General features: G+C 60.8%; 28 protein-coding genes. 6 read left to right on the top strand and 22 right to left on the bottom strand.

What is annotated here, in order from left to right:
* Positions 1 to 27: 27 nt before the first annotated feature.
* The 5 genes from WG898_RS19355 to recA all read right to left on the bottom strand — a co-directional run bounded on the left by WG898_RS19355 (position 28) and on the right by recA (position 5,573).
* On the bottom strand, positions 28 to 390 hold the full coding sequence (locus WG898_RS19355; RefSeq protein ID WP_339604422.1) for a hypothetical protein: 363 nt from the start codon (positions 388 to 390) through the stop codon (positions 28 to 30).
* Complete coding sequence (locus tag WG898_RS19350; RefSeq protein WP_339604421.1) at positions 390 to 2,354, bottom strand: DNA topoisomerase IV subunit B; 1,965 nt, start codon at positions 2,352 to 2,354, stop codon at positions 390 to 392. Before WG898_RS19350 ends, WG898_RS19355 begins: the two co-directional genes overlap by 1 nt.
* A gap of 109 nt (positions 2,355 to 2,463) precedes the next feature.
* Complete coding sequence (locus WG898_RS19345) at positions 2,464 to 3,909, bottom strand: PKD domain-containing protein (protein WP_339604420.1); 1,446 nt, start codon at positions 3,907 to 3,909, stop codon at positions 2,464 to 2,466.
* Between the two features lie 172 nt (positions 3,910 to 4,081).
* Entirely contained in the window at positions 4,082 to 4,369 is a 288-nt protein-coding gene (locus WG898_RS19340; protein WP_339604419.1) for an MbcA/ParS/Xre antitoxin family protein, read from the bottom strand.
* A gap of 160 nt (positions 4,370 to 4,529) precedes the next feature.
* Positions 4,530 to 5,573: a recombinase RecA gene (recA, locus tag WG898_RS19335; protein ID WP_339604418.1), complete on the bottom strand. Its 1,044-nt coding sequence runs from the start codon at positions 5,571 to 5,573 to the stop codon at positions 4,530 to 4,532.
* Positions 5,574 to 5,897: 324 nt separating this feature from the next.
* Here recA and WG898_RS19330 point away from each other — a divergent pair, with 324 nt between their 5' ends.
* On the top strand, positions 5,898 to 6,380 hold the full coding sequence (locus WG898_RS19330) for an HD domain-containing protein (RefSeq protein WP_339604417.1): 483 nt from the start codon (positions 5,898 to 5,900) through the stop codon (positions 6,378 to 6,380).
* Between the two features lie 237 nt (positions 6,381 to 6,617).
* On the opposite strand, the gene WG898_RS19325 is transcribed toward WG898_RS19330, so the two are convergent.
* The 3 genes from WG898_RS19325 to WG898_RS19315 are packed head-to-tail and all read right to left on the bottom strand — an operon-like array spanning position 6,618 to position 8,979.
* On the bottom strand, positions 6,618 to 7,427 hold the full coding sequence (locus tag WG898_RS19325; protein ID WP_339604416.1) for a hypothetical protein: 810 nt from the start codon (positions 7,425 to 7,427) through the stop codon (positions 6,618 to 6,620).
* 2 nt (positions 7,428 to 7,429) lie between these two features.
* The gene (locus WG898_RS19320; RefSeq protein WP_339604415.1) at positions 7,430 to 8,452 is read right to left on the bottom strand and encodes an HAD domain-containing protein; all 1,023 of its coding nucleotides are present in this window, start codon (positions 8,450 to 8,452) and stop codon (positions 7,430 to 7,432) included.
* 5 nt (positions 8,453 to 8,457) lie between these two features.
* Positions 8,458 to 8,979: a hypothetical protein gene (locus WG898_RS19315; RefSeq protein ID WP_339604414.1), complete on the bottom strand. Its 522-nt coding sequence runs from the start codon at positions 8,977 to 8,979 to the stop codon at positions 8,458 to 8,460.
* Between the two features lie 109 nt (positions 8,980 to 9,088).
* On the opposite strand from WG898_RS19315, the gene WG898_RS19310 reads away from it, so the two are divergent.
* The 5 genes from WG898_RS19310 (at position 9,089) to WG898_RS19290 (ending at position 12,619) form a co-directional block, all read left to right on the top strand.
* Positions 9,089 to 9,757: a thermonuclease family protein gene (locus WG898_RS19310; protein ID WP_339604413.1), complete on the top strand. Its 669-nt coding sequence runs from the start codon at positions 9,089 to 9,091 to the stop codon at positions 9,755 to 9,757.
* A 495-nt stretch (positions 9,758 to 10,252) separates the two neighbouring features.
* Entirely contained in the window at positions 10,253 to 10,897 is a 645-nt protein-coding gene (locus tag WG898_RS19305) for a hypothetical protein (RefSeq protein ID WP_339604412.1), read from the top strand.
* Positions 10,897 to 11,385 (top strand): hypothetical protein, encoded by a 489-nt coding sequence (locus WG898_RS19300; RefSeq protein ID WP_339604411.1) that lies wholly within the window; start codon positions 10,897 to 10,899, stop codon positions 11,383 to 11,385. The genes WG898_RS19305 and WG898_RS19300 overlap by 1 nt, the downstream gene beginning before the upstream one ends.
* The gene (locus WG898_RS19295) at positions 11,382 to 12,170 is read left to right on the top strand and encodes a hypothetical protein (protein WP_339604410.1); all 789 of its coding nucleotides are present in this window, start codon (positions 11,382 to 11,384) and stop codon (positions 12,168 to 12,170) included. Before WG898_RS19300 ends, WG898_RS19295 begins: the two co-directional genes overlap by 4 nt.
* On the top strand, positions 12,167 to 12,619 hold the full coding sequence (locus tag WG898_RS19290; protein WP_339604409.1) for a hypothetical protein: 453 nt from the start codon (positions 12,167 to 12,169) through the stop codon (positions 12,617 to 12,619). The genes WG898_RS19295 and WG898_RS19290 overlap by 4 nt, the downstream gene beginning before the upstream one ends.
* 1 nt (position 12,620) lies before the next feature.
* Here WG898_RS19290 and WG898_RS19285 read toward each other — a convergent pair whose 3' ends face one another.
* The 14 genes from WG898_RS19285 to WG898_RS19220 all read right to left on the bottom strand — a co-directional run bounded on the left by WG898_RS19285 (position 12,621) and on the right by WG898_RS19220 (position 25,972).
* Positions 12,621 to 13,304: a GNAT family N-acetyltransferase gene (locus WG898_RS19285; protein ID WP_339604408.1), complete on the bottom strand. Its 684-nt coding sequence runs from the start codon at positions 13,302 to 13,304 to the stop codon at positions 12,621 to 12,623.
* A complete protein-coding gene (locus WG898_RS19280) occupies positions 13,301 to 14,998 on the bottom strand; it encodes a 3'-5' exonuclease (RefSeq protein ID WP_339604407.1) in 1,698 nt (565 codons plus the stop codon). The genes WG898_RS19285 and WG898_RS19280 overlap by 4 nt, the downstream gene beginning before the upstream one ends.
* Positions 14,995 to 15,561 carry a restriction endonuclease gene (locus tag WG898_RS19275; RefSeq protein WP_339604406.1) on the bottom strand — a complete coding sequence of 189 codons (567 nt, stop codon included), beginning with the start codon at positions 15,559 to 15,561 and terminating at the stop codon, positions 14,995 to 14,997. The genes WG898_RS19280 and WG898_RS19275 overlap by 4 nt, the downstream gene beginning before the upstream one ends.
* Before the next feature lie 11 nt (positions 15,562 to 15,572).
* Positions 15,573 to 16,364, bottom strand: a complete 792-nt coding sequence (locus WG898_RS19270) for a hypothetical protein (RefSeq protein ID WP_339604405.1) — start codon at positions 16,362 to 16,364, stop codon at positions 15,573 to 15,575.
* A gap of 9 nt (positions 16,365 to 16,373) precedes the next feature.
* On the bottom strand, positions 16,374 to 17,564 hold the full coding sequence (locus WG898_RS19265) for a hypothetical protein (RefSeq protein WP_339604404.1): 1,191 nt from the start codon (positions 17,562 to 17,564) through the stop codon (positions 16,374 to 16,376).
* A 10-nt stretch (positions 17,565 to 17,574) separates the two neighbouring features.
* Positions 17,575 to 18,531, bottom strand: a complete 957-nt coding sequence (locus tag WG898_RS19260; RefSeq protein WP_339604403.1) for a hypothetical protein — start codon at positions 18,529 to 18,531, stop codon at positions 17,575 to 17,577.
* A gap of 11 nt (positions 18,532 to 18,542) precedes the next feature.
* Positions 18,543 to 19,301 carry a hypothetical protein gene (locus WG898_RS19255; protein WP_339604402.1) on the bottom strand — a complete coding sequence of 253 codons (759 nt, stop codon included), beginning with the start codon at positions 19,299 to 19,301 and terminating at the stop codon, positions 18,543 to 18,545.
* 183 nt (positions 19,302 to 19,484) lie between these two features.
* On the bottom strand, positions 19,485 to 20,126 hold the full coding sequence (locus WG898_RS19250) for a hypothetical protein (RefSeq protein ID WP_339604401.1): 642 nt from the start codon (positions 20,124 to 20,126) through the stop codon (positions 19,485 to 19,487).
* 7 nt (positions 20,127 to 20,133) lie between these two features.
* A complete protein-coding gene (gene recJ / locus WG898_RS19245; protein WP_339604400.1) occupies positions 20,134 to 22,122 on the bottom strand; it encodes a single-stranded-DNA-specific exonuclease RecJ in 1,989 nt (662 codons plus the stop codon).
* A 144-nt stretch (positions 22,123 to 22,266) separates the two neighbouring features.
* Complete coding sequence (locus WG898_RS19240; protein WP_339604399.1) at positions 22,267 to 22,788, bottom strand: LURP-one-related family protein; 522 nt, start codon at positions 22,786 to 22,788, stop codon at positions 22,267 to 22,269.
* Positions 22,789 to 22,836: 48 nt separating this feature from the next.
* Positions 22,837 to 23,223: a hypothetical protein gene (locus WG898_RS19235; RefSeq protein ID WP_339604398.1), complete on the bottom strand. Its 387-nt coding sequence runs from the start codon at positions 23,221 to 23,223 to the stop codon at positions 22,837 to 22,839.
* A gap of 37 nt (positions 23,224 to 23,260) precedes the next feature.
* On the bottom strand, positions 23,261 to 24,175 hold the full coding sequence (locus tag WG898_RS19230) for a DNA cytosine methyltransferase (RefSeq protein WP_339604397.1): 915 nt from the start codon (positions 24,173 to 24,175) through the stop codon (positions 23,261 to 23,263).
* A gap of 247 nt (positions 24,176 to 24,422) precedes the next feature.
* Complete coding sequence (locus WG898_RS19225) at positions 24,423 to 24,971, bottom strand: hypothetical protein (RefSeq protein ID WP_339604396.1); 549 nt, start codon at positions 24,969 to 24,971, stop codon at positions 24,423 to 24,425.
* Positions 24,971 to 25,972: a hypothetical protein gene (locus WG898_RS19220; protein WP_339604395.1), complete on the bottom strand. Its 1,002-nt coding sequence runs from the start codon at positions 25,970 to 25,972 to the stop codon at positions 24,971 to 24,973. Before WG898_RS19220 ends, WG898_RS19225 begins: the two co-directional genes overlap by 1 nt.
* Positions 25,973 to 26,046: the final 74 nt, after the last annotated feature.

Raw genomic sequence — 26,046 nt, 5'->3', positions numbered from 1 at the left:
TTCCTGAGTTGTTTGTGGGCGCTTCGATCAGCGGGCACGGTGCCAGACCGTCGCTGGCCCTTTGGATTCAGCGCGGATCTCGCCATTGCCGCCGCCAATCAAGCGGAAAGGAGCGCCTGTCTTGGTGGAGGTCGGGCAGAGCAGGCTGTTGGCATGCAGCGCGGCCGTGAGAGCCGTGTCGCGCGGATCAATTGGCTCGAAGCACACGGGGGAGATTTCCCCTTGTCCCGTCTGACCAGGCTGCTGAACCGCCGGCGCTGCGGGCTTGAGTTGTGGCGCGGGTCGCTGAGCTGGCGTGGGAGCCGCGGGCTGCACGGCGCGCGGCGAGGCGTACTGCGCCATTGCAGCTGACGACGCGAGGGCCAGGGTGGCAATGAGGAGGTGCTTCATCAACCAGCCTCCACTTCGTCGCCGCGACGTTCCATCCAGGCGCGACGCCAACTGACCTGGCCTTTGGCCATGAGGTTGTCGAAGAGCTGATGTGCTTCCTCTCGCTGATCCTCAGGGAGTTGAACCTGCACCAGTCGCCGTGTCTCAGGAGAGAGAGTGGTTTCCCACAGCTCTGGAGGGTTCATTTCTCCCAGGCCCTTGAAGCGGCTCGAGCGGACGTTGGTGTAACCCTCGATCCGCAGTCGGTCCTGCCACATCGACAGCTCACCCTCGTCCATGCAGTAGATTTTTTGTGGCGGTCGACTCTTGCCTGAGCGGTCGGCATCGAGGCGGTACAGCGGTGGCTTCGCGATGTAGATGTGCCCCTTCTCGACCAGGCGCGGATAGTGGCGCAGGAAGAGCGTCAACAGCAGGCACTGAATGTGGAAGCCGTCCACGTCGGCGTCGGCCAGGATACAAATCTTCCCGTAGCGCAGGCCAGAAAGGTCCACCTCTTCATGAGGACCATGCGGCTGCACGCCGATGGCGATGCTGATGTCGTGGATCTCGTTGTTGGCGAGGACTTCGTCCTTGTCTTGCTCCCAGGAGTTCTTGCCTTTGCCGCGCAAAGGCAGGATGGCCTGGTTTTCCTTGCTGCGGCCCTGCTTCGCGGAGCCGCCGGCCGAGTCGCCCTCGACCAGAAAGAGTTCGGTGACTGCAGGATCCTCGGATTCGCAGGGCGCGAGCTTGCCGGGGAGCATTACCACCGAGGAGCCCTTGCGGCGCTCCGGGACCTTTGCGGCTCGCTGGCGAGCCTGGGCGTGGCGAATGACGATCTCGGCAACGGCTTTGGCGAAAACTGGGTTGTGATTCAGCCAGGCCTCGACCACCGGTTGCGACATGCGCTCAACCAGTTTCACGGCATCGCGGCTGTTCAGGCGATCCTTGGTCTGGTTGTCGAAGCGAGGCTCGAGGATGCGCGCAGACAGCACGAATCGGGCAGACTTGAAGGCGTCGTCAGCGGTCAGCTTGACGCCCTTGGGCAGCATCGCCTGGTGATCGATGTAGTTGCGGATGGCGTTGAACACGCCAGCGCGCAGGCCAGACAGGTGGGTGCCGTGCTGGGGTGTTGGGATCAGGTTGACGAACGAACGGCCAGCGCCATCTCCGTTCTCGTACCAAGAGAGAACCCAAGCTGCGCCTTCACCATCTGAGAAGGACTCGTCATTTGGGCCAGCGAAGACGGCGCCAGTGATCTTGGGAACCAGGGACTCCTGGTGAGTCATCTCGTCCAGGTACTCGGCCATGCCGTTCTCATACCGGAAGACGGTTTCGACGGGGTCTTCGCCCGGGCGGCTGGCGTCGACCAGGGTGACGGTCAGGCCGGGCAGCAAGACGGCCTTCGAGTGCAGCAACTCGCACAACTCGGCCACAGGAAGTGCAGGGGAGTCGAAGTATTTGGGGTTCGGCCTGACCGTGACCTTCGTGCCCGTACCCTCGGCCTTTTCCAGCTTTTTGAGTGGCACCGAGACATCGCCATTGGAGAACTCGATCATCCAGGCCCGGCCATCGCGCGTCACCTCGACGCGCAGCATGTCGGAGAGGGCATTGGTCACGCTGACGCCGACGCCGTGCAGGCCGCCAGAAAACTTGTAGGCCCCGCCATTGGCCTTGTCGAACTTGCCGCCGGCGTGAAGACGCGTGAAGACAAGCTCGACCACTGGCACACCTTCTTCAGGGTGCAGGCCGACCGGGATGCCGCGGCCATCGTCTGCGACTTGGACGCAGCCATCGGCCAGCAGCTCCACGCGGATGTTCTTGGCGTAGCCACCAATGGCCTCGTCGGTGGCGTTGTCCAGGACCTCCTGGATGATGTGAAGCGGGCAGTCGGTGCGGGTGTACATGCCCGGCATCTGCTTGACCGGCTCCAGGCCCTTCAGGACCCGGATGGCTGATTCGTCGTATTTTGGGGTGGAGGTGGCCATCGATTTGCTCCGTGACAATTGGTTCATGGTGCTGGAGCCTCCTGAGCGCTCAGCTCCATTGAAATGGGCCGCATAGAGCGGCCCAAGGAACTTCTACATCGGCAGGGCATCAAGGGTTGACTTGAACCACCACATCCGAGGACACGATCTCTTGAGGTAGCGAGGCAGCCAGGGGCTTGCGAGAAACGCTGACGGAGAAACGCAGCCCGACAGGAGACCCAGCTACGGCCGGCGACACGAAGCTCGCCTTCTCGGTGTTGGCGCCAGCCAGCGTGACCGTAGGGCCAGAAACCTGAGACCAGGAGTAATACAGCGCAGCACCGATAGTCGGACTTGCGGCGACATTCAGAACAACTGGTACAGCGCTCTTGACTGATTGCGACGAGGTCACGACCAGCGACAGGGGCGGGGTCGGTGTCACGAAGACCGCCACCGTTGACTGTTCTGAAGCCGCTGCCGCCTCCGGATTGATCGGGAACTTGGTCGAGACCACAAGCCGGAAGACCAAGCGAGTCGTATCGGATACCAGAGGGGCCATGAAGGAAGGCCTTGCCACATCAGCACTGGACATGACCACCGACGGACCAGAAACCTGGATCCATTTGTAGTAGAGGACAGGGTTGCCCGGGGCTGTGCTGGCCGAACCATCGAGGATCACCACGTTGTTGGTGGCAACAGTCTGGGTCGAACCCGGATTTGCAACCGCAACGACTCCAGCGGCAGGGGAAATGGTGACCACCGTGTCCGACGTCGTCATCGACAGGTTGTCATCGGTCACACGGCACTGCAAGGTGACCGAAGCAGCAGAAGCGACCAGCGGAGCCTTGAAGGACAGCGATCCATCGCTCTGCGGCGAAAGCGCCAGAGACAGACCGGCAGGGTTGTCTTTCACGACCCAACCGAAGACGTACTTCGAGCCCGGATTCAGGAAGCCGGAGTTGGCAAAGCAGCTCACGCCGACATCAGCACCTGCAGCGACAGACAGACCCGCAGGAGTAACGACCGAGGGAGGCAGCGGCGTCGCGCCAGTGCCAGTTGAAACGACAACAACATCGCGCGAGTCAACCGAGGCATTGCCGCTCATGTCGACTCCCGTGAAAGTGACACGATACGTCGAGTCGGCAGCCACGGAAGCTGGGGCTGAAACAACAGCATCACAGGCCCAGCTGCTTTGAGTAATGCCATTGATGGTCTTGTTGTTGCGAGTAGCCGCGGCACAGTCCCCATTGCTGATGCCGAGGTCAGGCGCGCCGACGGTCACCTTGGCAACCGTCCAGGACATCTTTTGCATCTGCGTCGGCTGCGAAGTGGCCGTTGCCGAAGCGATGAAGGATTTCCCCATAGGCACCGTTGAGGCGACTTGTGTCACCGCGACCGTCACGGAAGAGGGCCTAGCATCAGGAAGGCCACCACCAGCCCCACCACCGCCACAAGCGGTAAGCACGGCGCCAGCAATGACGGCCAAGCCGGCAGTCAGATAAGCAGAAATGCGCATTCGAGGAATCTCCATGTCGGCGTAATCGGAGCCGGAATCCGTCCCGCCGAGAAGAGTCATCAGCGGAAAGTGCAGTGTAGAGGATACCATATACGCGACGTCTTGACAAGTCGCGACCATGGCTTCCAGAGCTAGCTACGCTTGAAAATTCGACGATTCGGGAGAACGTGTCCTAAGGGAGCTAGCACTGGACAAGCCAGAAACAAGATCACCGCCAGCCAGCAAGATCGCCCTATTGGGGGGAGCTATCCACGCTGGATTGCTGAATCGCCTGTTGGAGCACGGATCGGACAAGATCATCGCCTCCAACTTCTCCAAGCACCACAAATGGTGATCGTCCGCCAAAGGCATCAACCGGCGTGTGCAGCCATCGCTCGATGGGGCCCATGCTGAAGGTGCCAGCAGATATCACATCTGGACCAATCTCAGCGCCCAGGTCCAGAAGGATTCTCCGAACTTTGGCGATGTGAACCAAGTCAGGACTCATGCCATTTGCGAGCTGATCCAGCCACGCATCCATTGAAGATGTTGTTGATCTCCTTGCAGAACACCATAACACTACCGCTTCGGAATGTTCTCGAACGCAGCTCGAAGCTGGTTGATCCCAAACGGCTTCTATAGGTGCCGATCCATGCCAGCCGACAGACAGGCTGCAACATCACTAGAGCCGTCCAAACCCATCAGTCTGCGATTTCACCGGTGGCGGCTGGAGCACTTGCTGCGCGCAAAGCACCAAACGCCTTCTCACGAACTTGCGCTTCGATCTCGGCAAACACATTAGGGTTCGACAGGAGAAACTCGCGCGAGTTGTCCTTGCCTTGCCCGATCTTTTCGCCGCGGTATGCATACCAGGCGCCTGACTTGTCCAAGATCTTGAAGTTCACACCCATGTCAATGACTTCGTCGGCACGGTCAACACCCTGGCCGTAGCGGATGTTGAACTCGGCTGTCTTGAAGGGTGGGGCCACCTTGTTCTTGACGACCTTCACTCGGGTTTCCGAGCCAATGACTTCCTCGGCCTTCTTGAGCGAGCCAATACGGCGGATGTCCAGGCGAACGGAGGCATAGAACTTCAGCGCGTTGCCGCCGGTGGTGGTTTCGGGGCTGCCAAACATCACGCCGATCTTCATACGGATCTGGTTGATGAAGATGACCGTGCAGTTGGTCTTCTTGATCGTGGCGGTGAGCTTGCGCAGAGCCTGGCTCATGAGGCGGGCCTGCAGGCCGGGCAGGGAGTCGCCCATCTCGCCTTCGAGCTCAGCCTTGGGGGTCAAGGCAGCCACCGAATCGATCACGATGAGGTCAACGCCACCAGAACGCACAAGCGCATCGACGATCTCGAGAGCCTGCTCGCCGGTGTCGGGCTGACTGATGAGCAGCTCTTGCAGATTGACGCCCAGCTTTTGAGCGTACTGGATGTCAAGCGCATGTTCGGCGTCGATGAAAGCGCAGGTTCCTTGCAGCTTCTGCATCTCAGCGATGACCTGCAACGTCAGAGTCGTCTTGCCCGAGGACTCGGGACCATAGATTTCGATGACACGGCCGCGCGGCAGGCCGCCAACACCAAGCGCAATGTCCAGCCCCAGCGAGCCGGTGGAGACGACCTGGATGTCTTCAATGACTTCGCCTTCGGCCAGGCGCATGATGGAGCCCTTGCCGAATTGCTTCTCGATCTGGGCCATGGCGGCCGCGAGGGCCTTGTTGCGTTCGGTAGAGTCGGACATCTGGAAGTATTGAAATGTGATCGCGTAACGGATATATTATACGCAGCATACATACGCTAGTCAATCCAAGATCTGGCCACGCCCCCGCATTTCAATGCCGCCAAGGCCAGAGGACCGTGAACCAAACCGACCCTTCAGCCGGGTCCAGCAGATGATGGACAAGTCTCTCGTGTGCCGTGTTAACTTAGGGCAGCTGCAAGCCGATTGGGCATCGCACCAGCAGGCCTTGGGTATAGGCGACCCGGGCGGAAGAGTCTGCGCTGCAGTTCTTACGGGCTGGCGGAGCGAGGGGCGGGCGTATCACACGCTCGAGCACCTGGCGGAATGCACGGGCACCTCCGCGTCTGGGGTGAGGGTGCGCCGGAACACCATGAAGTTGGTCTTGCGCTCTGGTTCCATGACCTCGTTTACGACCCTCAAGCCAAGGACAACGAAGACCGCAGCATCGAGGCCGCAAAGAGAGTGCTCGGCGCCCTGGGCCTGGACACGGGCAGGATCGCGCGCGTTGCGCGCTTGGTCGAAATCACCAAGCACGGCGCCGTTGAGTCTGTCGACGCCACAGAACGCCTGATGATCGACATCGATCTGAGCATCCTTGGCGCGCCGCCGGCCAGGTTCGCGACCTACTGCGAGCAGGTGGCCATCGAATACAGCTGGGTGCCTCCCGAACTCTACAAAGTCAAGCGCCGGGCGTTCATCGAGGCAATGCTCGCAAGGCCTCAGTTGTTCCTGACGCCAATCGCATACAGAGACCTTGAGCACCAAGCTCGAGAGAACCTCGAGCAGGAAAGGCGCCAGCTTGTCTGAATGGATGCTCTCTGCGAAGAGAATATCTCAGACGCAATGTTCGAAGCTGAAGTTATCCACAAAGACAGTGGATAACCGATCAAAAAACGAACGCCGACTCGACGAAAAATGAACAACCACGCGGGCTTGGTTACCTTGCTCGTTGAATGAGCACGAATCAGCCGTCTAAGGGCTCGAGTTGACGAGTTTGCGTAAACGCGTTTAATTCCATCGAGGCAACGAGCTCCGCCCAGTGATTCAGGGGCGAGCGCCTGTCCGATATCCAACGGGGCGCTGCATCTCGAACTCTTCGCGATCCAGAACGGATCGAATCACCTCATCGGAGATTCTCGCCCTCATTGCGGCGTACTGTGAGTTGTAGAAGAGCTGCTCAGGGCAGCGTTCAGCCATCTCCTTGGCGAACTCAGCGAAGATGGGCTCACGCCTCTTGTTGCGCGAGCGCTCCTCTGCTAGCCAGGCGGGATAGTTTTTGGGCTCCAGGCACGTGGCCACGCCGAAGTCGCCACCAGGACCCCAGATCGGGTGACGGAAGATGCCAGAGATCGCCTCGCCGTTGTAGGTGTTGTCGCTGATGAGTCGGAAGCCTTCGGTCGAGTCCGAGAACTCGTACAGGCCATCCGTCGGCAAAGCATCAAGCCGGTGCTGCACCGCCCCGGCGATCAGTGCCCATCGCAGCTCGGGATCGTCATGAGGCAGCATCGAGGCCCGCACAAAGACGTCGAAGCTGTCCGGCAAGAGGTGAGCGTGGTAGCCGAATTGCTCGAGTGTGTTTCCCATGCTCATCTCGGCGATGTCCTTCGAGCCGTAGAAGCAGTTCGGCTTCGCGGCGTTGCGGATGTCCATCCAGAGGTTGGAATTCAGGCGGACGGAGTGCATCCTCTCCACGTCCGCAGACTTGGGGAGTTCGATCATCCCCATCAGCAGCACTGCACCCTTGTAGTGCGATTTGTCGCGACGGACCGGGCTGTCGTAGTGAGATTGTGCCTGGGCTGCGCGGACAAACACGCGACCACCTTTGACCTTGTGAAGCTGAAGACCGAGTTCCATGCTTACATCCTCATGCTGGAGCGACGGGCGCCATGTTTGCTTTGCGAATCAAAACCCTTGGACTCCTTCGCTTGATCGCGAAGAGTGTTGATGCGCGGCATGAGCTTGGCCATGGTGTCCAGGAAGTCATCAACGTACAGACCGGCGTCGGGGCCGTTCGCGGCACTCAGGGCCGCGTCGATGCTCTCAACCGAAATGAGTTCGGATTCTTGACTATTGGCTCCAGAAATGTCGGCCACAGCGAAGACGAAGTGCAAATCGCGTGCGTCGTTGATATCAGAACCGACCAACTCGAAGGATGCCAGTGGTATGTCGAGGCCGGCCTCTTCGAAGATTTCTCGCTTCCCGGCATGACGCGGCGACTCATCGAAAGTCTCAATGCCGCCGCCTGGATGGGTGCGCTTGCCGATGAGGTGGGCTGGCCCCTTGTCTTTCACCAGTTGGACGAAGTCGGCGCCATCATGTGAGACAGCGATGATGATGACGTAACTCTTCTTGGTGCTCATTGGCGTCGGGAGTTGAGATTGATTGTGCGCCGCCTGCAAGGCAGTCGACATGATCGTGAGGCGTCGAATCATCTCCTCGAGATGCTCATGCTGCAAACCGATACCTCCCTCGTCTGCGTGGCGCACTAGCAGGAGAGAATTGCAATCTTCATGGAACAGGCCTTTTCGGTCATCCAGTGCAAGCCACGGAATTCCAGGCGCATTGGACAGCATCCAGGTCTCGATCTCCAACTGGCGCAGGCCTCGGGTGTATTGAGCACCAGGTGTGTAGAGGTCCGGCGTCACTCCAATAATGCGGGCCGCAATGTCAGGCGAGAAATGGGACTTGAGATCCGCCAGACTGGTGCCGCACCGGCGAGCGGAGCTGATGACGATGGCGACACCATGCACTTCCCGAAGAGCTTCCTCGAAGCGCCATAGGTGCGCCCACTCCTCATCTGGAGGGCACCCTTCCGGGTGAAAGATTCCGTCGATGTCGAGTGCCAGAATGGCCTTGCAGCCCGGGGCCAGAGTAGTCACAACCGTCATGGTCGCGAGCGACGAGGAGTCGACGGACAGGCGGGGATTTTGACTGCATCATTGTTAGCCCCGCGATCAACAACTCGAACTACTTGATGTCCTGGCATGCGGGCAGCCAACTCAGAATCGATATTGGGGTCGCCAGCAACCATTCCGGCTACGTGCGGCCGGACGGCTGCCCATTCACGCTTGGCAGACCTAAAAGCTTCATCGTTGCCTGTGGCCTGCAGCCCCGCGTGATAGTCGAGGGCAGCGCCCTCACGGTAGGCTACATCCGCCAGGTAGTCCGCGCGACTTCGATTTGCCGTGATGGCCTCATAGAGCCGAACCACCAGGTCTGCGTCATTGGATCGGACTTGGAAGGCGTGACTCAGCTTCAGGAAGTTCCCCTGAAAGCGAAATACACCACACCCCTCGTGCTCGATTCTGTTCATCGAGGGGTCGAGTTGGTACTGGCCAAGAATGCTCAGCAGCTTCTCGATGTCGTGCGCACCGTTTGGAAATGTGGGAGCGTGCAGGGAGGTCATACAAGGCCCGAAAGTTATGCTCGCAGCATATAGCATACCATCTACACCTGCAACTTGACAGGCTTGACTGGAAGAGATATCTTATACACTACCGCAATCGAGATCCCGCATGAAATCGAACACAGCATTCAAATGCCTCAACGCAGCTGCCCTCTCTTGCGCGCTGCTGGCCACTCCATTCATGGCCCGAGCCGGCATTCTGGAAAATGTGGCCGCCAAGGTCGTCGAGCACCAGGTTTCAAGCCGCATCAATGACGCGATCTCTGGCGGTGGCAAGCCTTCCGCAACTGCAACCGGTCAAGGCGGCTTCCAGGGCGGCAAGGTTGTCTACGTCGACGACGGAGATACGGTCATCGTGCTGACGGCGTCGAACGAGCAGGTGAAGGTGCGCCTGGCCTCCATCGACGCACCCGAGTCCTCGCACACCAACAAGGAAACCGGTCGCATTGGGCAGCCCTTCAATGAACCCGCGACTCGCTTCCTCTCCGCTCTGGTCAAGGGCAAGATGGTCTCGGCGAGCTGCCCTGACCACGACCGCTACGGCCGCCAGGTTTGTGACCTGACGGTGGACGGCATCAATGTGAACGCCGAGCTCGTGCGCAATGGCTGGGCCTGGGCCAATACAGCCGCCAATGGCCGATATCTGCGCGACAAGACGTTCCTGCGTCTGCAGGAGGAGGCTCAGGCCAGGCGGATTGGCCTCTGGGCTGGGGCGCGCCCGATTCCTCCATGGGAATGGCGCAGCGAGTGCTGGCAGAAGAACAACTGCCCCAACTGAGCAGCCTCCGTGCCGCCGATACATCGCGACCTAGTCGATCTGCAGGCCTACGGTGCTGCAAACCCGCCGCGCGAGCCTTTCGGGCCGGGCGGCGAAATCGCTTCTGCACCGCCAATCTTCCATAGCCCATTTGAGCGCGTCACCCTGACCTGGGAACGAACGACGGATCTGGGTTGCGGGCTGGCAAGGTCGGGGGCTCTGGCTGAAGCGGGTATCGACAGCGCAAGCGCCGACTCCGCCTCATTCACGAAAGCCCTGTTGGATCAGCTGGCTCCGCATCTCACGCTCAGGAATCTAAGAGACCTCCAGGATTGCTTGGCTGCAGAGCTTTCTCTACGTCAGCGCGAGCGAGGTTGATCTATTTACGTCACTGGTCACGAATCCAATATGCGAACCTCAATCACCGCCGCCCTGGCCGCAGCATTGCTCCTGTCCGCCGGCACCCAAGCTATCGCCCAGCCCCTCGCCAGCCCGCCAGAGCCCAGCTCCGCTGGGATGACCACGCTACGTGGCTTCCAGATCGGTATGTCTTGCGCAAAGCTGCTGCCAGCCTATGGCGCACGCCGCAAGGAAGGTTTCAAGCTTCCCTCGCCGACGACCTCTTGCAACCTGAATGCCGGCCGGTACCGAGTGGACTACCTCCTGCATGAGGAGGAGGATCGACAGGAGCTGATTGAGCTGTACTTCACGCCGACCTCCGAGCTGTGGCGCGCCAAGGTCACCATGACCTGGGAAGGCACGGCCACGTTCAGCGTGCGCCCATCTCCGGAGCAGGTCATCGCTTCATTGAAGGCTCGCTTTGGCGCCCCCTTCGTGATGACGACTGATGGCGCCCTGCTGGATCGCGGGAGCGAAGGCATGCATAGCGTCTCTCTGGCGTGGTCATCGACGCCGCCGGCGGATGGCCCAGGCCCGGAGCCCTCAGATAGCTCCACCTGGGGCCGCTGGTCGAAATCGCTCTCAGGTGTGGTGACGCGCGCCAGCGTCCACTGGACCGATGCGAGTCGGAAGGTAAATCTGGTCGTCGAAATGGCAGACCATGTCGAGCTGCCCAAGGCCATCAAGGCCCAAGAGGACGCTCGCGCCGAGGCGGCCGCCGCTTGGGCGCGCCAAGATTCCCGTGTCTTGAAGGGTCTGTGATGCGCCGCGCCAAGCTTCTGTGCGTTCTTGCACTCTCTTTGGCGGCCGCATGCTCGTTCGCCGCCCAGCCGTTCGCCTGCGCTAGAGCGCTCTATCCGGCGGATCTCGAGTCGGTGATCGGCACGGCCAACGCCTCCATAGACGGTTTCCACGATGCCGTGTCATCGATGTCCATCGACAAAAGCTCCGCCACCGCGGGTAGCGTCGGCGCCGCCATGATGGCCGGGGCCGTGGCTCAGGAGGTTGCGGCCACGGCCGAAGGTCTGCGGCAGCTGACCTTGTTGCGCAACCAACTCAGCGCTTCCGGGCGCGAGGTCGCGCTGCAGCATCTTGACATGGCCATGAAGGATGCCAGCGCGCGCCTGGTGCGTGTCTCAGAAACTTATGGCAAGGTAGCGGCCATGTCCGCGGATCCGCAGATCAAGAGCCTGGCTGAGGCGGCGCGAGTCAGCGCCAAGGAAACCGCTCGCCTCTGGAGTTGCGAGTGAAGGTCTTCGTCGACACCGAGTTCACCGACTTCAAGAACCCGCTCATGCTCAGCGCCGGACTGGTTGCTGAGAATGGAGCGGAGTTCTACCTGGAGGTGAGCGCGCCCAAGGTGCACGCGAAGGCCTCGCCTTTCGTGCAGGACATTGTTCTCCCTCAGTTCGGCCAGCATCCGGCCACGGTCGTGACCGACTACGCTCAAGCCGGCGAGGCTCTCGCGCAGTTCCTGATCTCGCTGGATGGCGAACTGGTCCTGTGCGCGGACTACCCGACCGACCTCTACCTGGTCGTCGATGCGCTCCAGAAGTCCGCCCTCTTCGATGAGCTCCGCTCACGACTCAGTGTCCTGGACATCGCTAAAATAGTCACTGGTGACGAAAACAGTGATCGATGGGCCGAGGCCTTTGACAAACACGAGCGCTCGATGAAGCTGCTCCGACACCATGCCCTGCTGGATGCCCGGGCCCTCAAGGATGTCTATCAGGCGGCCCTGGCCGCGCGCGCGAACATGGTTCAAGCCCGTCACGACTACCACCTTCAAACCATCGAAGCCGGCAAGATCCTCGGCCGCGCGTGGACGAATGACGACGAGGATCGCGGCTATCCGTCAGCTGAGTCGCAGTGGGAGGTCTCCTACAAGGACCGCGCCCAAGCGCTCGAGCGAACTGGTGGGACTCACACCGGCATGAACGGTTGCCAGGTCAATGTCTACCTGGACGGTCGCCTGGTGGATCGAGAAGGGAAACCTCTCGAGGAGCCGAAAGAGCCCCGTCGTCTACGCCCGTGATTGACTCCACCGACCCCGTTGCAAGCCTTCTAAAGGCCGCCGAGCTCAGCCGTCGCGCCATTGAGCCCGGCCTTCTGGCGCCAGAGCCCGGTCGATCAGCTGCTCAGGGAGCCTGTCTCTACGCCAGCATCCTGGTGGCGTCGACCTTGAATCGCTTTGGCATCGCCCGGGCCCGAGTCCGTGGAGGTGATGGGGCCGTTCAACTCGGCGCGCGGGACAGCCGAGGGCAGTGGAATGGGCACTACTGGGTCGAGGCCGAGATCGAGGGCCACGGGCACTTCGTGGTCGACATTACCGCAGACCAGTTTGGCCATGAGCCCGTGGTCATTTTGCCGGTGTCGCAAGCCTCGCAGAACTACCGTCCAGGCCCGCAGGGCGAAGTGGATGCGGCTGCAGCGGTGATCGCCACCAATCTGCACTGCGTGGATTTGATCGGACTCTCGGCCTGAATCAGGCGCTTAGGCGGCGACGAGGCTTGACCTGGTCGTCGTTGCTGGCAAGCGTCGTCCGCGCGGTCGCCTGCATGGTCATCTGGAGCACGCGCGCTTGCGCTTCCTCGGCCATGGACTTGGCAGTCCTGGTAGACAGGTACCCCTGGAACTTTTGTCCACCCCGAAGTGAGAGCCGACGCGTGTAGTCGAGGATCTCGTCACGCTGGAATCCCAGTTGGGCGCCCAGCCTGGCGCTGCGCTCATTGCTCTTGTGCACGTGGAGCACCCAACGAACTATTCGAGCGAACCCGGCCGCGGCCGCGCGGGCCTCAAAGTCGACCATGGCCAGCAGGGCGCCGGTCTTGGCCAGCCCGCGCCCCTGGTGGTCAATGTCGATGCCGTACCAGACTCCCGAACCAGAGAACGAGTTCAGCGTCTCGATTCCAACGAATCCAGCAAGCTTGAATCCGGCATCAGATTGGACCCAGAGTCCATAGACCACTTTCAGTGACTGCGGCCGCATGCCGGAGGTCTGCTGAATCCATGACTTGAAGCTCTCGGTGGAGCTCGGAAGCATGGCCAGGCCGCCGGCGGCAAAGCGCTTCTCGTTCCTGGCCACCAGGCGGAGCAGCGCCTCGGCATCCGCCAGCTCGAGGGGGCGGATTGACATCGGGGCCGCGATAGAGAGCTTGCTACGCGTCATGGACGCAATGAACGGGGGAAGGCTTCTCTGGCAGCGAAAGCCCCGACTGAGGAGCTGTTGCCGATCTGCTCGGCCAGGAGTTCGTCGACGATGTCCCGCTCCTCGCTGCCCGCATTCGGATCCCCAGCATCCTTGCCGGCGAAGTCCAGGACCTCCTGGCGCTTCACGATGGGGCTGTCCAGCAGAGAGTCGACCCAGGTACTGGGGGCTGTGTCGTCAGGGAACATGAAATCGGTTTGTCCCAGGGCGGACAGACCCCGAGCAACGGAGCTGTTCACCTCGAGGGCATGTGTCGCGCGGGTGGCGGCGACATAGAGGAGGTTCATCTCCTCGATGAGCTCGTCGCTGTCGAGCAGCTTGGGGTGGCCGGCCTCGGTGACGAAGTCTTCGAAGTCGTCGGCCATGATGACCTGCTCGAACTCCAGACCCTTGCTCCGGTGGCCGGTGGTGAGCTCGACCATGGCCTTGCCGCGGCCGTTCTTCTCAAAGGCGAGCGCTTCGAGCTTGATCTGGGCCACCAGCGATGGAATGCGGGGGCCGTATTCCTTCTGGATGCCGAGGAGCGCACCGTACTCGAGGTCGTTGGTCTTCTTGGCGTAGTCCTGGAGTGCCGCCAGCGAGCCCAGCTGCTTGATGAACGCGTCCTTGACGGCCGAGAGCTTTCCCTCAGCCAGGTTCTGCACGTCGACCAGGCGGTCGAAGGGGTAGTTCTCAACGCCGCCGATGAAGCTGTAGGTCTTCTTCTGGCCAATGAGTCCCGCTGCGATGGAGAAGACCTTGGCGTTGGTGCGGCAGATGACCGTGTGGGGCTTGTTGCGGTCGACCACCGGCGAGATCCGCTTGACGGCGCCGGCGCCCTGCAGGGGCAGCTGCTCGTCACGGTAGCCGGCCAGCAGAGCTGTGGCCAGAGTCGCGATGTCGGGGCCGAAGCGGTAGGACGTCGTGAGGTACTTCACCTCGGCGCCTTCCATTGCCGCCGCTGCCTCGAGCGCGTCGGTTGATCCGCGGTAGCGATAGATCGACTGATGGGTGTCGCCAACCAGGACGCGTGTGCATTTCTGACCCAAGACGAGACCTGACGTCACTGGGTTGGAGTCCTGGGCCTCGTCGAGCAGGATGATGTCGTAGTCCTCGGACAGATCCGGATTCGAGAGCGCGTACATTTTGAGGTACCCGTCATGGGTCATCTTGATGCGCTCGTTGAAGGTCGGCTCGCTCGGGAACGACTGCATGCACTCCCACAGCTCGCGACCGCGATCCAGGATCAGGTCCTGGTTCCCGCCGAAGCCGTGGCCAATGTGCTTGCTAGAGATTTCGTCATCGGCCGAGTAGATGAAGTTGTTCACCACATCCAGGACTGCCTTGGCGGTTGACGGATCCCACTTGAAAGCCATCATCACATCGCCAGCCCGCACATTCCCCAGCTTCTTGGCGTCCGCGTAGGGGCGGCCATACTGGGCAAAGGCCAAGCCGTGGGTGGTCTTGCACACCACATTGCCGGGGAAGCGCTTCTGCGCCGCCTCTTGGATCGGCTTGTTGTAGGCCAGGTAGAGAATTCGTGCCTTCTTGCGCAGGCTCGAGTAGATGGTCAGCGCGGTCGTCTTGCCGGTGCCGGCAAATGCTTTGACGACAAGCAGTTTGGCGCGACTCTGGACGATAGCGACCAGCTCTGGGGTGGGGATGATCTTGCTCATTGGGTCGCTTGGACGTGTTGCTGGACTTCCCTTCGAGAGGAAGCTCGAGCCTGTTTTCGGCTTGCCATCAGCGCCAAGGGGGATGCGCCCTTGATGCAGCGGGTGAGCAGGGAGCCTGACAGCAGGAACAGGCCCGCCGGCGCCAGGGCTTCCTGGGATTGATCGCCGGTGCGGCCGGTATGCACGAAGACACCGCCCTTGAAGCGGCGCGACACGATGGACTGGAACTCGCGCGCATGAGCCGGGTTGATCGCACTCGAGTAACGCTTGCACTGGATGGCGTGCCAGCCTTGGCCAGGCCACCAGAAGCGACCGTCAAGACCGCCGTCGCCGGAGTAGGAGGTGTTGCGGAGCACGAAGATCCCGCGCTCCTCGAGCAGGCTGAGGACGACTTCCTCCACCACGTAGGGATCGACCTTGCGCAGGTAGTTGATGACTGCGCCCTCGTGCTCAAAGCTGGCGAGCTTTGCCAAGACGACTCTGGATGTCTTGACGTTGCGCTTGTGCCGGCGATGGCCAATCAGGCGAATGCCGTTCACCATGCGAGAAGCGAAGCGCGTCATGGATGCCCAGCTCATGGACGGGCACCCCGAGCGGTTGAGGCAGCGCTTGCAGAGATATCCGCCCGATCTTCATTCAGGAGGGCCTGGATGGCCTTGGCGGCCTGATTGACCATGTGCAGGCGCGCGACCAGATGGCGGCAGGGTCGGTGGAAGTTGACGTCTGAGGACCAGTCCTTCGGAACCAAGGAGTCCGGCTCGCTGGCGCAGACATCAAGAAACCCGCAAGCTTCCTCGACGCTGCTCACGCTCGATGCCTGGTCGAGCAGTTCACGGACGCCGTCCAAGACCTTCATCTGGGAGAGCTTTGCCTCGGATGTGTCGACGGTTTTGAGTCCGTGCTGACGCCACCAAGCGAAGAGTTCGCTGCTGCTGATTCGTCTGCCGCGCTTTTCGCCGGCGTGCAGGGCGGCGAACGACTGCTCTTCAGGATGCCGCGGAGGAATCAGCCCGGCGTCCTCGATGGCCGTCTCCGAGAAGCTCAGAACGAGTCCTTGGAAGGCATTCGGGTCGAATTCCTTCTCCTTGCACTGCGCCTCGAGCTTGCCGTGCATGTAGGCCACGTCGTCGCCCGCCAGGTGCTTCATTGTGAAGCCGGCCTGGAAGAGGAGACCATCGATGTCGCCGAAGACAGCAAGACCGCGGTGGGTCACGCAGATATCGAAGGCGTCGTTGGTCGTCCCGGGCTTTTGGCAGCGCCAGAGTTCGCACGCATCAACGCCGGCGCCGGACGAAGAGAGGTTTGTGTACGTGAAGCCCGAGAGCTTTCGTGCAGCCTCAGTCGCAAAGTGTTGCTGGTTCGACATAGTGGACTTTCAGGACGGACGAAACTTGGAGTGCGGCGATTCAGGATTTGCGGAGCGGAGTTCCCTGGGAGCCCAGGTGAGCTCGCGCTCGGAGATGACGACCAGGATTTCGTCGAGGCCAGCGGTGCTGAGGCCTGGCGTGTGCATGCTGGCCATGAGCTCGTGATTTGCCGTGTGATAAACGTGGAGCTGACCAGGGCGCACGCGAAGAGCTGTGGGGGCGTACTCTTCGATGTAGGCCTCGACTTGAGCCTCAGCCTGGGTTCGCGTCATCGACTTGGCGACGATGTCGATCAGGATTTCCTTGTCGATGGCAGTCGCCCACCATCGCACGGTCTCGACATGGCCCTTGATTTCACCGTCGACAAGGTGACGCTCATCGACGTTGGCGATCACCAGGCCGTCACCCTTCTGAATGATCTCAGGCGACCGACTGCCAACGAATGTCGACATGAAGCCATGCTGTTGCGCATACCAGGATGCAGCTTTCAAGAGCCCTGCACTTGTCTCCAGTGAGTTGTGGTCAGGATCCTTGACGGCATCTTTGAAGGCCTCCAAGTCGATCAAGTCGAAGACAAGCAGCTCACCGCTGGGGGCCTGGATCACGTGGTGCTCGACGCCGGGCACAGGCCTGTCAGAGGTCAATGCCGTGTATCGGCTCTCGCGGTTTTTTGGATCGAAGACGCCGGCAGTTGGCTGCCAGCCGTCAAAGGACAGCACAAGCGTGTTGCCTGTTGCGTCGCAGCTTCCGTGGCCACCAACTCGATGCCACTGGAAGTCGCCTTTGTCGATGTCACCCACCAGTTGACGGTAAGCCTCCGCCACATCCACGTGAGGCAGGAGAACCAGGTGATGCATGGTCACCAGCGACGAGCTCAGCGACTCAACGAGTTGCGCAAACTCATCTTTGGTGTCCGCCTCAGAACCGGCAACAAATCGGTTCCAGGTGTCGCCCATCCGGAAGCAGCGACCTTCAATGAAGGGGATCTTGGCCAGGCCGAACGCCTTCAGGTCACCAAGGAAGAGGCCGAATGCTTCGCGCGCCGCGACTTCTGCAGCATTCCACCGAGCGCGTCGCTCTTCATGCTCCGGGCCTGAGTGAACGCCGCCGCCGGCGTCTGTCAGTGCGGCACGGCAAGCGGCATTCAGCTCAGTGAACTGCTCGAGCGAGAAACGCCTTGCGAAGCTTGGCTTGGTCATTTGATCCTCTTTAAGCGGTGGCGACGCGACGCTTCTGACCAACCTTGTGTTGGACTTCGCCAGTCGTGTTGGGCGAGCTGGCAGCCAGGTGGGCCTTGGACGCGACGTCGAGCAGGCGGGTCATCGACTCGAACTGAAGCCTGGCCTCCTTTGCCTCGGCCGTGTCCAGGTCAAAGTGAGACTCCCTCCAAAGGAAGGTGAGAACGCTATTCAGGTGGTAGCGAATGCTTTTGGTCGCCTTCTCATTTCGAGGAACCGGATACTTGTCCAGGCCCGCGTAGCCAGCTATCAGCTTCTTGGCTCGATCTTGGGTTGCTGCATCGCTGCCGATCTGACCGATCTTCATGACGCCGGCCAGGCAGCCCCTGAGGAGGTGAAGACAGGTCTTCCCGTCCAGGTCCGGACTCTCAACCGGGATTGCCTGGAAGTGCTCGAGGGTCCGCTTGACCCGTTGAGCATCGACGCCATTCAGAGAAAGCTCTCGTTCCAGGAACAGCCCCCTTCGGATGTCGACCTCATCACTGCCGGAGATGGTGGCCTGCTGACTCTCAGGCAGTCCCGCAACACGGTCCATCGCACCGCTGGCCAGGTGGCGAAGGACTGCATTCAGCTTGGGAGATGGCGAACTTGCCTTAGGGGAACGCCAGTCAGGGGACTCGCTGTCCATCAGTGCGCATAGGGCGTCCCAGTGCTTGACGACGGTAAGAATTCGATCCCGTTGGTAGCCGATGGCGCGGATATCGGTGATGCCCAGGATGCGCTGACGCGCGCCTGGGATGTCATCAGCCATGAGGCGGCAGCGGCGAAAATCGCCCGAGTCCGCTGGAGCCATGCGGCTCCCCTCGTCCACACCCGTCTGGATGCCATAGATCAAGGCGAACAGCGTGTTGCTGGAGACGCCGCGGTGTCCATGTGCAAGCCAGCGAACGGCTTCGGGCTTGAGGGCGGCGTAGAATTCGAGTTGCATGGCTGGGCCGATCAGTTCTGAGCGAAAGGCGATGGAGGGACCATGGACAGCGGGGAGGGCATCAGGCCCGGGTGCTGGCGAGCAGCTTCCGACGCGCCGGCGCGCTGAACCACCGCAGCGATCACGGACGGGTCCAACGGCTTGTAGTTGCCGGACATGGCGGCCGCGATCAGTTTGGTCACAGGTGTGACGATGTTCAGCTGACCGGTCTTTTGCTCCCCCGCCTGCTTCAAGATCTCCTCGGCGACATGGGCTTCGCGAAGCGTCGAGTGCATCGAGTGCAGCTTGATGCCGCCGCCGGCGTTGGGGCTGTACAGGACACCAATAGCGCCATCAGCAGAGCCACCCAGCTGGAACGGAAGCAATCGAGGCACCGGTAGCGCACGCTTGGTTGGGTCCTGCAGGGCCAGAACAACATCGGCGTCCGAGGTAATCAGTTCGGCACCGGAGATGGCTTTGCCGTCTAAGGTGACAACGACTTGAGGGATGTGCCCGTCCAAGAGATCAATTGCCCCCTTCGTCAGGATGGCCTGTAGTTCGGGGAAGGCGCCTTCGGCCTCAATCCTCGACCAGGCAGAGCCCGGGAGGTCAGAGCGGAGCAGGTCACCGCGGGGGCCGTCACCATAGGTGGCAGCGCAGGTGATGATGGCTTCCTTGATTCCACCGCGGTCCGGGTCCAGTGCTTCGCCTGGCTTGTAGCCACTGACCGCACCGAGCGTGTGCAGCAGGGTGACCTTGACGATGGGTGCGGGGGAATTGGCGGGATTCATGCGATCTCCAGGCATGTGAAGGGCTGCTCGCGAAATGCGAGCCGACTCAAGGGGAAAAATGATGCGCTGGAGGCGCGGTAATGCAGTGTAGAGTATATCGCCTACACAGTTGGTTCGCAAGATGTGAGAGCCGAGCTCACCCGACCGAGGAGCCCAGAGCTATCAACAAGTCTGCAGAGAAGGCTACGGTCGAGCCCCGCGTGCAACTGAAGCGCTCTCCTGGGCGGTGCGCCCCGGAGTCTCAGTCGCAACTCGAAGCCGCTCCAGCTGGTCCCGGACGCGTGGCCGGTCGTACTCAGCCAGATCGATGGTGGCGCTCGGACGCTTGCGCGCCGCAAGAATCACTTCCGGATTGAAGATGACCAACCAGTCGTCGCCGCTGGTGCGCTCGTAGAGGCTCGCGTCAGCACCACGGCTGACGATGAATTTCGTGATTTCGACCGCCGGCTGACCGATCATGGCGTCGTAGTTGACGGCCAGGTTGACCAGGACATTCAGACCAACCACACCCGGGACGGAGGCTCTGGCTCCGCAGCGCTCCAAGTCACTGATGATCTGGTCCCTGGCGCGCAAGCGCGGAATGCTTCGAGCGGCCTCGATGAGGTCGCTCACCTGGACCTTGATGTCCTCCAAGAAGCGCAGGTTGGGCTTTAGGAAGATGTCCATGGCCAAGCCGCCGCCGGCGGCGTATTTGCGGGCAGTCAGGTAGTGGGCGCAGCAATAGATGCCGGCGCCGTGCTCGGCCTGGCCCTTCTTGGGAGGTCGGATGGTCGGAGGCGGCTCCCAGGATTGGGCGCCATGCCAGAGTCGCAATGCGTTTTCCATGCCAACCTCAGCGCAGAGCCAGGCGACGCTGGCGCCGAGCCGGCACGCCGCTCGCAACCAGCTCGGCCGGAACCGTGGCGGCAGCGTCGACAGCAGACTCGTTGGCCGCAGGGATCGCTTCCGTGATCGCAACCGGTTGGGCCTGGACCGGGCTCGGGCGACCTTGGCCCGGGTCCAGCGAAGTGCCCTCGGAGGCCTCCGCGGCTTCCGATACCAGGGACTCCCGCTCACGCAAAGCGGGTGACAGCGTGGGATTCATGTCTTCCGGCATGAGCTCGACCAGCATCGTCAGCTTGGTCTGCCCGCGGAAGGTGTTCAGCTGAGGCTTGAAGGCGACCGTCATGCTCGGCGCAATGCATTCCGCCAGGTCGGCCTGCCCGAACGCCATGACATCAGCCTCGGTGTCGCCGATCTTGGCGCTCATCTTGAGGTGCGAGCGATCCTGGCCAATGATCTTGGAGTCGGTGATGTCGAAGCGATTCAAGAAGACCGGCTCCTCGAACCCTTGGCCCCAGACCTCCTGGGACAGGGCGAAGATGTCTTTGATGTTGAAGCAGCTGGCTGGCAGCTCGCCGTCGTGCTGCAGAGTCTTGGTCATCATCTGCGGCGTCAGGCCGGCCTGGCAAACGGCTTCAAGTGCCTCACGGAACTCCTCGAGCTTGTCTCCGGCAATGGTCATGCCGGCCGCCATGGCGTGGCCACCGAACTTCAGCAAGACGCCCGGGTGCTTCGCATTGATCTCGTCCAGCGCGTGCTTCAGGTGGAAACCTGGAATAGAGCGACCTGAACCCTTGATGGTCCCATCGTGGGCGTTGGTCATCACAACCGTGGGGCGGTGACGATCCTCCTTGAGGCGACCAGCGACCACCCCAACGACTCCTTCGTGCCAGTCAGGGTGGAAGACCACCAGCGAACGTCGGCCAAACTCATCGACGCCGGACTGAGAATCGCGCATGACCAAACGCAGAGCCTGGATCAATGCCTGGTCGACCATTTCACGCTGGATTTCCTTGCGCTCCTCATTTGTCGCATTGAGCTGACGAGCCAGGTTGGCCGCCACCTCGGGCTCCAGCGTCGTCAGGCACTCGATGCCGGCGCCCATGTGAGCCAGGCGGCCGGCCGCGTTGATTCGCGGGCCAATGCCGAAGCCGATATCAGAGCAGGTCAAGCTGCCGATGGACTTGCCTGCAACACCAGCGAGCGCGATGACCCCGGGGGCGCATTGTTCTGAACGGATCCTCCTCAGCCCTTCGGAAACGAGGATTCGGTTGTTCCGGTCGAGCTTCACGACGTCAGCAACCGTACCCAGTGCCACATAGCTCAGCAACTCAGCTGGATCGAAGCCGGGGTCCATTTCGCGCAATCGCAACTCCTCGACGAAAGCGCGCGCGACGTACCAAGCAACGCCGCATCCAGCGATGTTTTTAGACGGGAAGTCGCAGCCAGGTTGATTCGGGTTGACGATCAGCTTGGCATTGGGCAGAACGTCCGGCGCCAAATGGTGATCCGTAACCAGCACCTCAATCCCCAGTTCATTCGCACGGTCCACGCCAGCCGTAGACGAGATCCCGTTATCGACTGTAATGATGACATCCGGTTTGGGTTCCATAGCCGCAGCTTCATCAACGATGGCCGGCGTCAAGCCGTAGCCATGTTTCATGCGGTCAGGCACGAGGTAGCCGAAGTTAATGCCGGAGGCGCCAAAGGCCATCACCAAGACCGCGCAGGCGGTGGCGCCATCGCAGTCATAGTCGGATACGATCAGCACGCGCTTCTGGGTCACGACGCAGTCGGCCAGGACACTAGCCATCTCGGCGACGTTTTTCATGGAGCTAGAAGGCAAGAGATCAACGTACTCGCCGCGAACATCCTTGGCATCGGTCACGCCGCGTGCCGCGTAGATGCGAGCGAGCAGATCGCTGATGCCGCGCTGACGAAGCCGAATGGCCGCCAGGGTGCTGCCTTGGCGCTGAATCAGAGAAACGGGAGTAGGCATGGATGTAGCCCGCTTAAACGGACGTATTTGAAAATGCCACTAGATGCGTAGAGAATATCACATACGCTGTCCATATTCAAGCGAGACCAGGCGCTGGGCGGAGAAAACCCGCCGAAGGGCGGGCTTGGATGGTCTCGAGTTAGCTCAGTCGATACCAATGGAGCTCGAGGACTGTGCTTCCCGCTTTTCCTGAGCCTTCTGCACCATCAAGTGCGACATCATGACCGCGCAAAGTAGCTCGTTGTCGGTGCTGTCCAGCTTCAAGTCGACTGTGTGGCGGTTGCGTAGGGTCAGCAGCTTGGCGTCGGCTTGCGCAATGATCTGGGCGCCTCGCTCGAGCTTAAAGCTCGAGTCCAGAATGTTGCCGGACAGCTTGGCACCATGGAATGGGCCTCCGATGACGTGCGTCGAGCGACTGAACCATGCAAAGTCTCGGCGCATCAGGAATTGGTGCTCGCCGATATGGACCATCCACGTCGGCCGCCAGGCCAGCAGCTTGCGGCGGAACCTCGCAACCTCTCGACCCTCTTTGTTGACGTGCCAGAACGTCCGCCACGAGCGCAAGCGCCAGCTGGTTTCGTAAAGGACTTTGCCGTTCTCGTCCTCGATACTGAAGCGCTCCCTCCAAGAGAGGAGCCTGTTGGCGATGGATAGTTGTCGAGCCATGTTGGGGCAGGGGCCTGTCGGTCATCAGTTGAATTGAACTTGTGCGCATCAGCGGCTCATGGCGCGGCGCTGTGCGCGATTGGTGGACTCCATGCCGGCTTGGATCACGCGGTACGGAACGGCGATGACCATGCCATCCTTGGTGGGGAGCGGATTCGCTGGGCTTGTGACGAATGGATCGCCGACTCCAACGATGAACTGCACCCCCTGCCCAGGGATCTCGACAGTGGCATACCAATCAGCACCTCGCACTCGATCCAAAGTCGGGCACTGGGCCTCGCCATAGATCGGAAGCAGCACGGTCTTCCGGTCGACATTGGCCACAACTTCGTCAAGCCCGTACAAGGTCGCTCGGCGATCCCGCGAGTCAAGCTTAGGGTGCCCAGCCTGTCGCGTGTAGTCGGCAAAGCGACTCACCAGTTCTGCGCCTGTCATCACGCACTCCTTTGCCAGTTTGTTTGAAACTTCATGGTCAACCGCGGGCGGCCAAGGCCGTCAAGATATCCGCCGGCACCGGCGGGCACACCGCGTTGCCTAGCATGTGGGTCGACGCCTTTAGCGTCGGCGGAAGGGCATACTCTTCAGGGAAGCCCATGATGCGCTTTGTCTCATTGCGGTTCAGCATGCGCATGCGGTCGCCATCGACAATCGCCCAGCGAGCGCGCGTTGTGATCGTTCCAATAGGGCGATGCACACTGCGCCCCGTCTTGCCGGAACCGGACCCGTAGTACGGCATAACAAATCGACGGCCAAAGCGCTCACGGCCGGAAGCAACTCGAGCCAATGTGGCGGGACTGCGGCCAGGCTTGTCGATAGACGTCCAGTCAGCGCAGTCCCAGTCAATCACTGAGTCAACGGGAATGTGCGGGCGCTTCTCGAGTTTCAGATCGATAGGTGAACGCGAGCGACTGAAGACCATGAACAGTCGCTCACGATGCTGGGGCACTCCATGGTCGGCCGCGTCGATGATGTTCTCCGATGCAGCGTAGCCAAGCCGACGCATTGCATCGAGCCAAGACGGGTAGAGCGCCCAGTCCATGAAGTCGACCACATTCTCGACGACGAAGAACTCTTGCCGGTGGTATTCGGCGCAGCTGACGACAGCCCAGGCGGTTGAGCGCTGGAGGTCGTGATGGGGCCGGTCTTTGCCACGTGCCTTACTGTGACCTTGACAGCAAGGCGACGCCATTCCGATGTCGTGACCAGGCAGAAGACTCCAGTCTGCCTGATGGAGGTCCTGGCAGATGTGTAGAGCACCAGGATGATTCTCGGCGTGATATTGCACGGCAAGTTGCCAATGGTTGGCCGCCCAAACCACTTCAACGCCAGCCATTTGGGCCCCGGTCGAAAACCCGCCGGCGCCCGCAAAAAGATCGATTGCTTTCATCGTTGTCGGATATCACATACACGAAACATCGGCAAGGTCGACGCGTTCTGCGGCGATACCCCGGCGAGCTTGGTGTCGGCGATCCTTTGATTTACGCAAGACGGAGAATTCATCCATAACTTCCTGACCGGGTTGATGCGCAACCTGGATCTGAGCTTCTTCTGGAAGCGACTTTAGATTTTGACTATTTGAGTTCGGACTCGATTCAATACGGATTGCAATGAGTTCATTGCAATGGGTAGTGAGTTCACTTGAAAGTCCTGTTGCGGATCTGTGGCAGGGCCTTGCGACCGAGTTCATCGATCAATTCAAAGTGGCTTTTCAAATAGGCCTCTTCACCAGCCCATGTTGAATGAGGGTCCCACTCTTTGAGTGGGTTTGGGCAGAGGTAGGTTCGGCGGCCGTCGGTCGTGGTCAATGCAGCAAGGAATGCGAACACTTCAGGCACGCCGGATCCGGAAAACAGGCTGATATCGCCAAGAGATCGGGTCTCAGTGCGGTATCGGAATGCCAATGGAACAGCACTGGCTCCCTGTACATGCCAATCCAGGCGCTCATCGCCGCGCTGGACGTAGACGGCCACAGTGCGCTCTTCGATCTCGGCCGACAGTCGAAACAGCCTCACTTCGGCTTTGTATCCGTAGGCGCTCAGCAACTCGACGGTACGGGAGTAGATATCGAGTCCAAAGACCTGGGCCAGAGTTGGCGGCGACGTCTCCGTACCTACCTCCTTCTTGGCAGGATCGGAATGGGCCACAGCTCGGTGCGACTCGCTAGAGAGATCGACCTGGACCATCAAACGGCCCCAACTCGCGCGCGGCGAGATCTGAGCGCTTGGGTTGCAGCGCCCTCGGCGGGCTCAGCTGAGGCGGCAGCGGCCGCCTTACTCGTGGCAGTTGATCTGCTGATCTGCGCTTCCATCATGGCCGCCTGAACTTGGGGCGCCAGGTCGCGGAGACCATTCGCCTCCAGCAGTTTGAAGAACTCCTTGCCCTTGAGGTGCTCAGGTTCCGTGCTGGCCCCAATGCGAAGCAGCGCGATGACCGCGGGTGTGGACTTTTGACCCAGCGCGCGCATCAGCGGAGACATAGGCGGGACTCCGGTCTGACGATTTGGGTCCAGCTTCGCATTCACGAGCTTGGCCATTAGCTTTGTGATCGCCGCGGCGCCGGCGTCAGATTCCCAGGCCCCTGACATCACCATGATGGAAAAAGGGCACTGGATATCACTCGAGTATCCGAAGTCAGCCTTGGCATCCAGGAGCATTGCGACGGCACCGGGATTGAACACACTGGACTTCGCGGGGAATGCGTTGGACACGGCTGTGTACAACGCATCCTTGGATGGCATTGCCGCCGGGTTCGCACCTAGACTGAGTAGCAAACTCAGGTCGGGATCAGGGTTTCCGCGGCCGGTACTGCCGAGTGAGATCGCTGTTTGGAGGAGGTTCGTCGTCTCATGCTGCAGCAGCTGATCGACATCGAAACCTTTGGAGATCGCGAAGACATACCCTGCAGACAGGCCGGCCTTGAGGCACGCCAGAGGGAACTCAACCGGAGCCGTCTGGAGAGTGCCAGCCTGAATCGGCATGGGCAGGACTTCAAAGGCGAGGCTCGGATCCTTGTTAACCAGCTGCATCACCGAGAGCAAGCGCTGCTCTGAGATGGCGGAAACAAGGAAGGAGACCGCCTTTTTGCGTTGGTCACCAACGAAGAACGGGACAGGATGAGGCAAGGCGCTGCTCAAGTTGAGCAGAAGATCCGGTCTGGTGATAGGGTCGACAGTCTGCGAAGACATCTACGGTCCTTGAGGAAGGAGCTCACAAGGCGCAAGCAAAAATCTCAATGTGTCCGCAGAGCACTATCCACAGC

It is taken from the genome of Paucibacter soli (assembly GCF_037482845.1).
Classification (GTDB): Bacteria; Pseudomonadota; Gammaproteobacteria; order Burkholderiales; family Burkholderiaceae_C; genus Paucibacter_B; species Paucibacter_B soli.
The sequence above is the reverse complement of the archived record's forward strand: the minus strand, read 5'-3'. Positions and strand labels throughout refer to the sequence as shown.

Bases quoted from the DNA above. Each gene is read 5' to 3' on its own strand.
- WG898_RS19225 (WP_339604396.1), bottom strand. From the start codon at position 24,971: ATGGTCCAGGTCGATCTCTCTAGCGAGTCGCACCGAGCTGTGGCCCAT.
- recJ (WP_339604400.1), bottom strand. From the start codon at position 22,122: ATGCCTACTCCCGTTTCTCTGATTCAGCGCCAAGGCAGCACCCTGGCG.
- WG898_RS19285 (WP_339604408.1), bottom strand. From the start codon at position 13,304: ATGACGCGTAGCAAGCTCTCTATCGCGGCCCCGATGTCAATCCGCCCC.
- WG898_RS19265 (WP_339604404.1), bottom strand. From the start codon at position 17,564: ATGACCAAGCCAAGCTTCGCAAGGCGTTTCTCGCTCGAGCAGTTCACT.
- recA (WP_339604418.1), bottom strand. From the start codon at position 5,573: ATGTCCGACTCTACCGAACGCAACAAGGCCCTCGCGGCCGCCATGGCC.
- WG898_RS19250 (WP_339604401.1), bottom strand. From the start codon at position 20,126: ATGGAAAACGCATTGCGACTCTGGCATGGCGCCCAATCCTGGGAGCCG.
- WG898_RS19260 (WP_339604403.1), bottom strand. From the start codon at position 18,531: ATGCAACTCGAATTCTACGCCGCCCTCAAGCCCGAAGCCGTTCGCTGG.
- WG898_RS19280 (WP_339604407.1), bottom strand. From the start codon at position 14,998: ATGAGCAAGATCATCCCCACCCCAGAGCTGGTCGCTATCGTCCAGAGT.
- WG898_RS19330 (WP_339604417.1), top strand. From the start codon at position 5,898: ATGCACGGGCACCTCCGCGTCTGGGGTGAGGGTGCGCCGGAACACCAT.
- WG898_RS19325 (WP_339604416.1), bottom strand. From the start codon at position 7,427: ATGGAACTCGGTCTTCAGCTTCACAAGGTCAAAGGTGGTCGCGTGTTT.
- WG898_RS19275 (WP_339604406.1), bottom strand. From the start codon at position 15,561: ATGACGCGCTTCGCTTCTCGCATGGTGAACGGCATTCGCCTGATTGGC.
- WG898_RS19355 (WP_339604422.1), bottom strand. From the start codon at position 390: ATGAAGCACCTCCTCATTGCCACCCTGGCCCTCGCGTCGTCAGCTGCA.
- WG898_RS19230 (WP_339604397.1), bottom strand. From the start codon at position 24,175: ATGAAAGCAATCGATCTTTTTGCGGGCGCCGGCGGGTTTTCGACCGGG.
- WG898_RS19340 (WP_339604419.1), bottom strand. From the start codon at position 4,369: ATGGATGCGTGGCTGGATCAGCTCGCAAATGGCATGAGTCCTGACTTG.
- WG898_RS19305 (WP_339604412.1), top strand. From the start codon at position 10,253: ATGACCACGCTACGTGGCTTCCAGATCGGTATGTCTTGCGCAAAGCTG.
- WG898_RS19315 (WP_339604414.1), bottom strand. From the start codon at position 8,979: ATGACCTCCCTGCACGCTCCCACATTTCCAAACGGTGCGCACGACATC.
- WG898_RS19220 (WP_339604395.1), bottom strand. From the start codon at position 25,972: ATGTCTTCGCAGACTGTCGACCCTATCACCAGACCGGATCTTCTGCTC.
- WG898_RS19255 (WP_339604402.1), bottom strand. From the start codon at position 19,301: ATGAATCCCGCCAATTCCCCCGCACCCATCGTCAAGGTCACCCTGCTG.
- WG898_RS19240 (WP_339604399.1), bottom strand. From the start codon at position 22,788: ATGGCTCGACAACTATCCATCGCCAACAGGCTCCTCTCTTGGAGGGAG.
- WG898_RS19270 (WP_339604405.1), bottom strand. From the start codon at position 16,364: ATGTCGAACCAGCAACACTTTGCGACTGAGGCTGCACGAAAGCTCTCG.
- WG898_RS19235 (WP_339604398.1), bottom strand. From the start codon at position 23,223: ATGACAGGCGCAGAACTGGTGAGTCGCTTTGCCGACTACACGCGACAG.
- WG898_RS19350 (WP_339604421.1), bottom strand. From the start codon at position 2,354: ATGGCCACCTCCACCCCAAAATACGACGAATCAGCCATCCGGGTCCTG.
- WG898_RS19345 (WP_339604420.1), bottom strand. From the start codon at position 3,909: ATGACTCTTCTCGGCGGGACGGATTCCGGCTCCGATTACGCCGACATG.
- WG898_RS19300 (WP_339604411.1), top strand. From the start codon at position 10,897: ATGCGCCGCGCCAAGCTTCTGTGCGTTCTTGCACTCTCTTTGGCGGCC.
- WG898_RS19310 (WP_339604413.1), top strand. From the start codon at position 9,089: ATGAAATCGAACACAGCATTCAAATGCCTCAACGCAGCTGCCCTCTCT.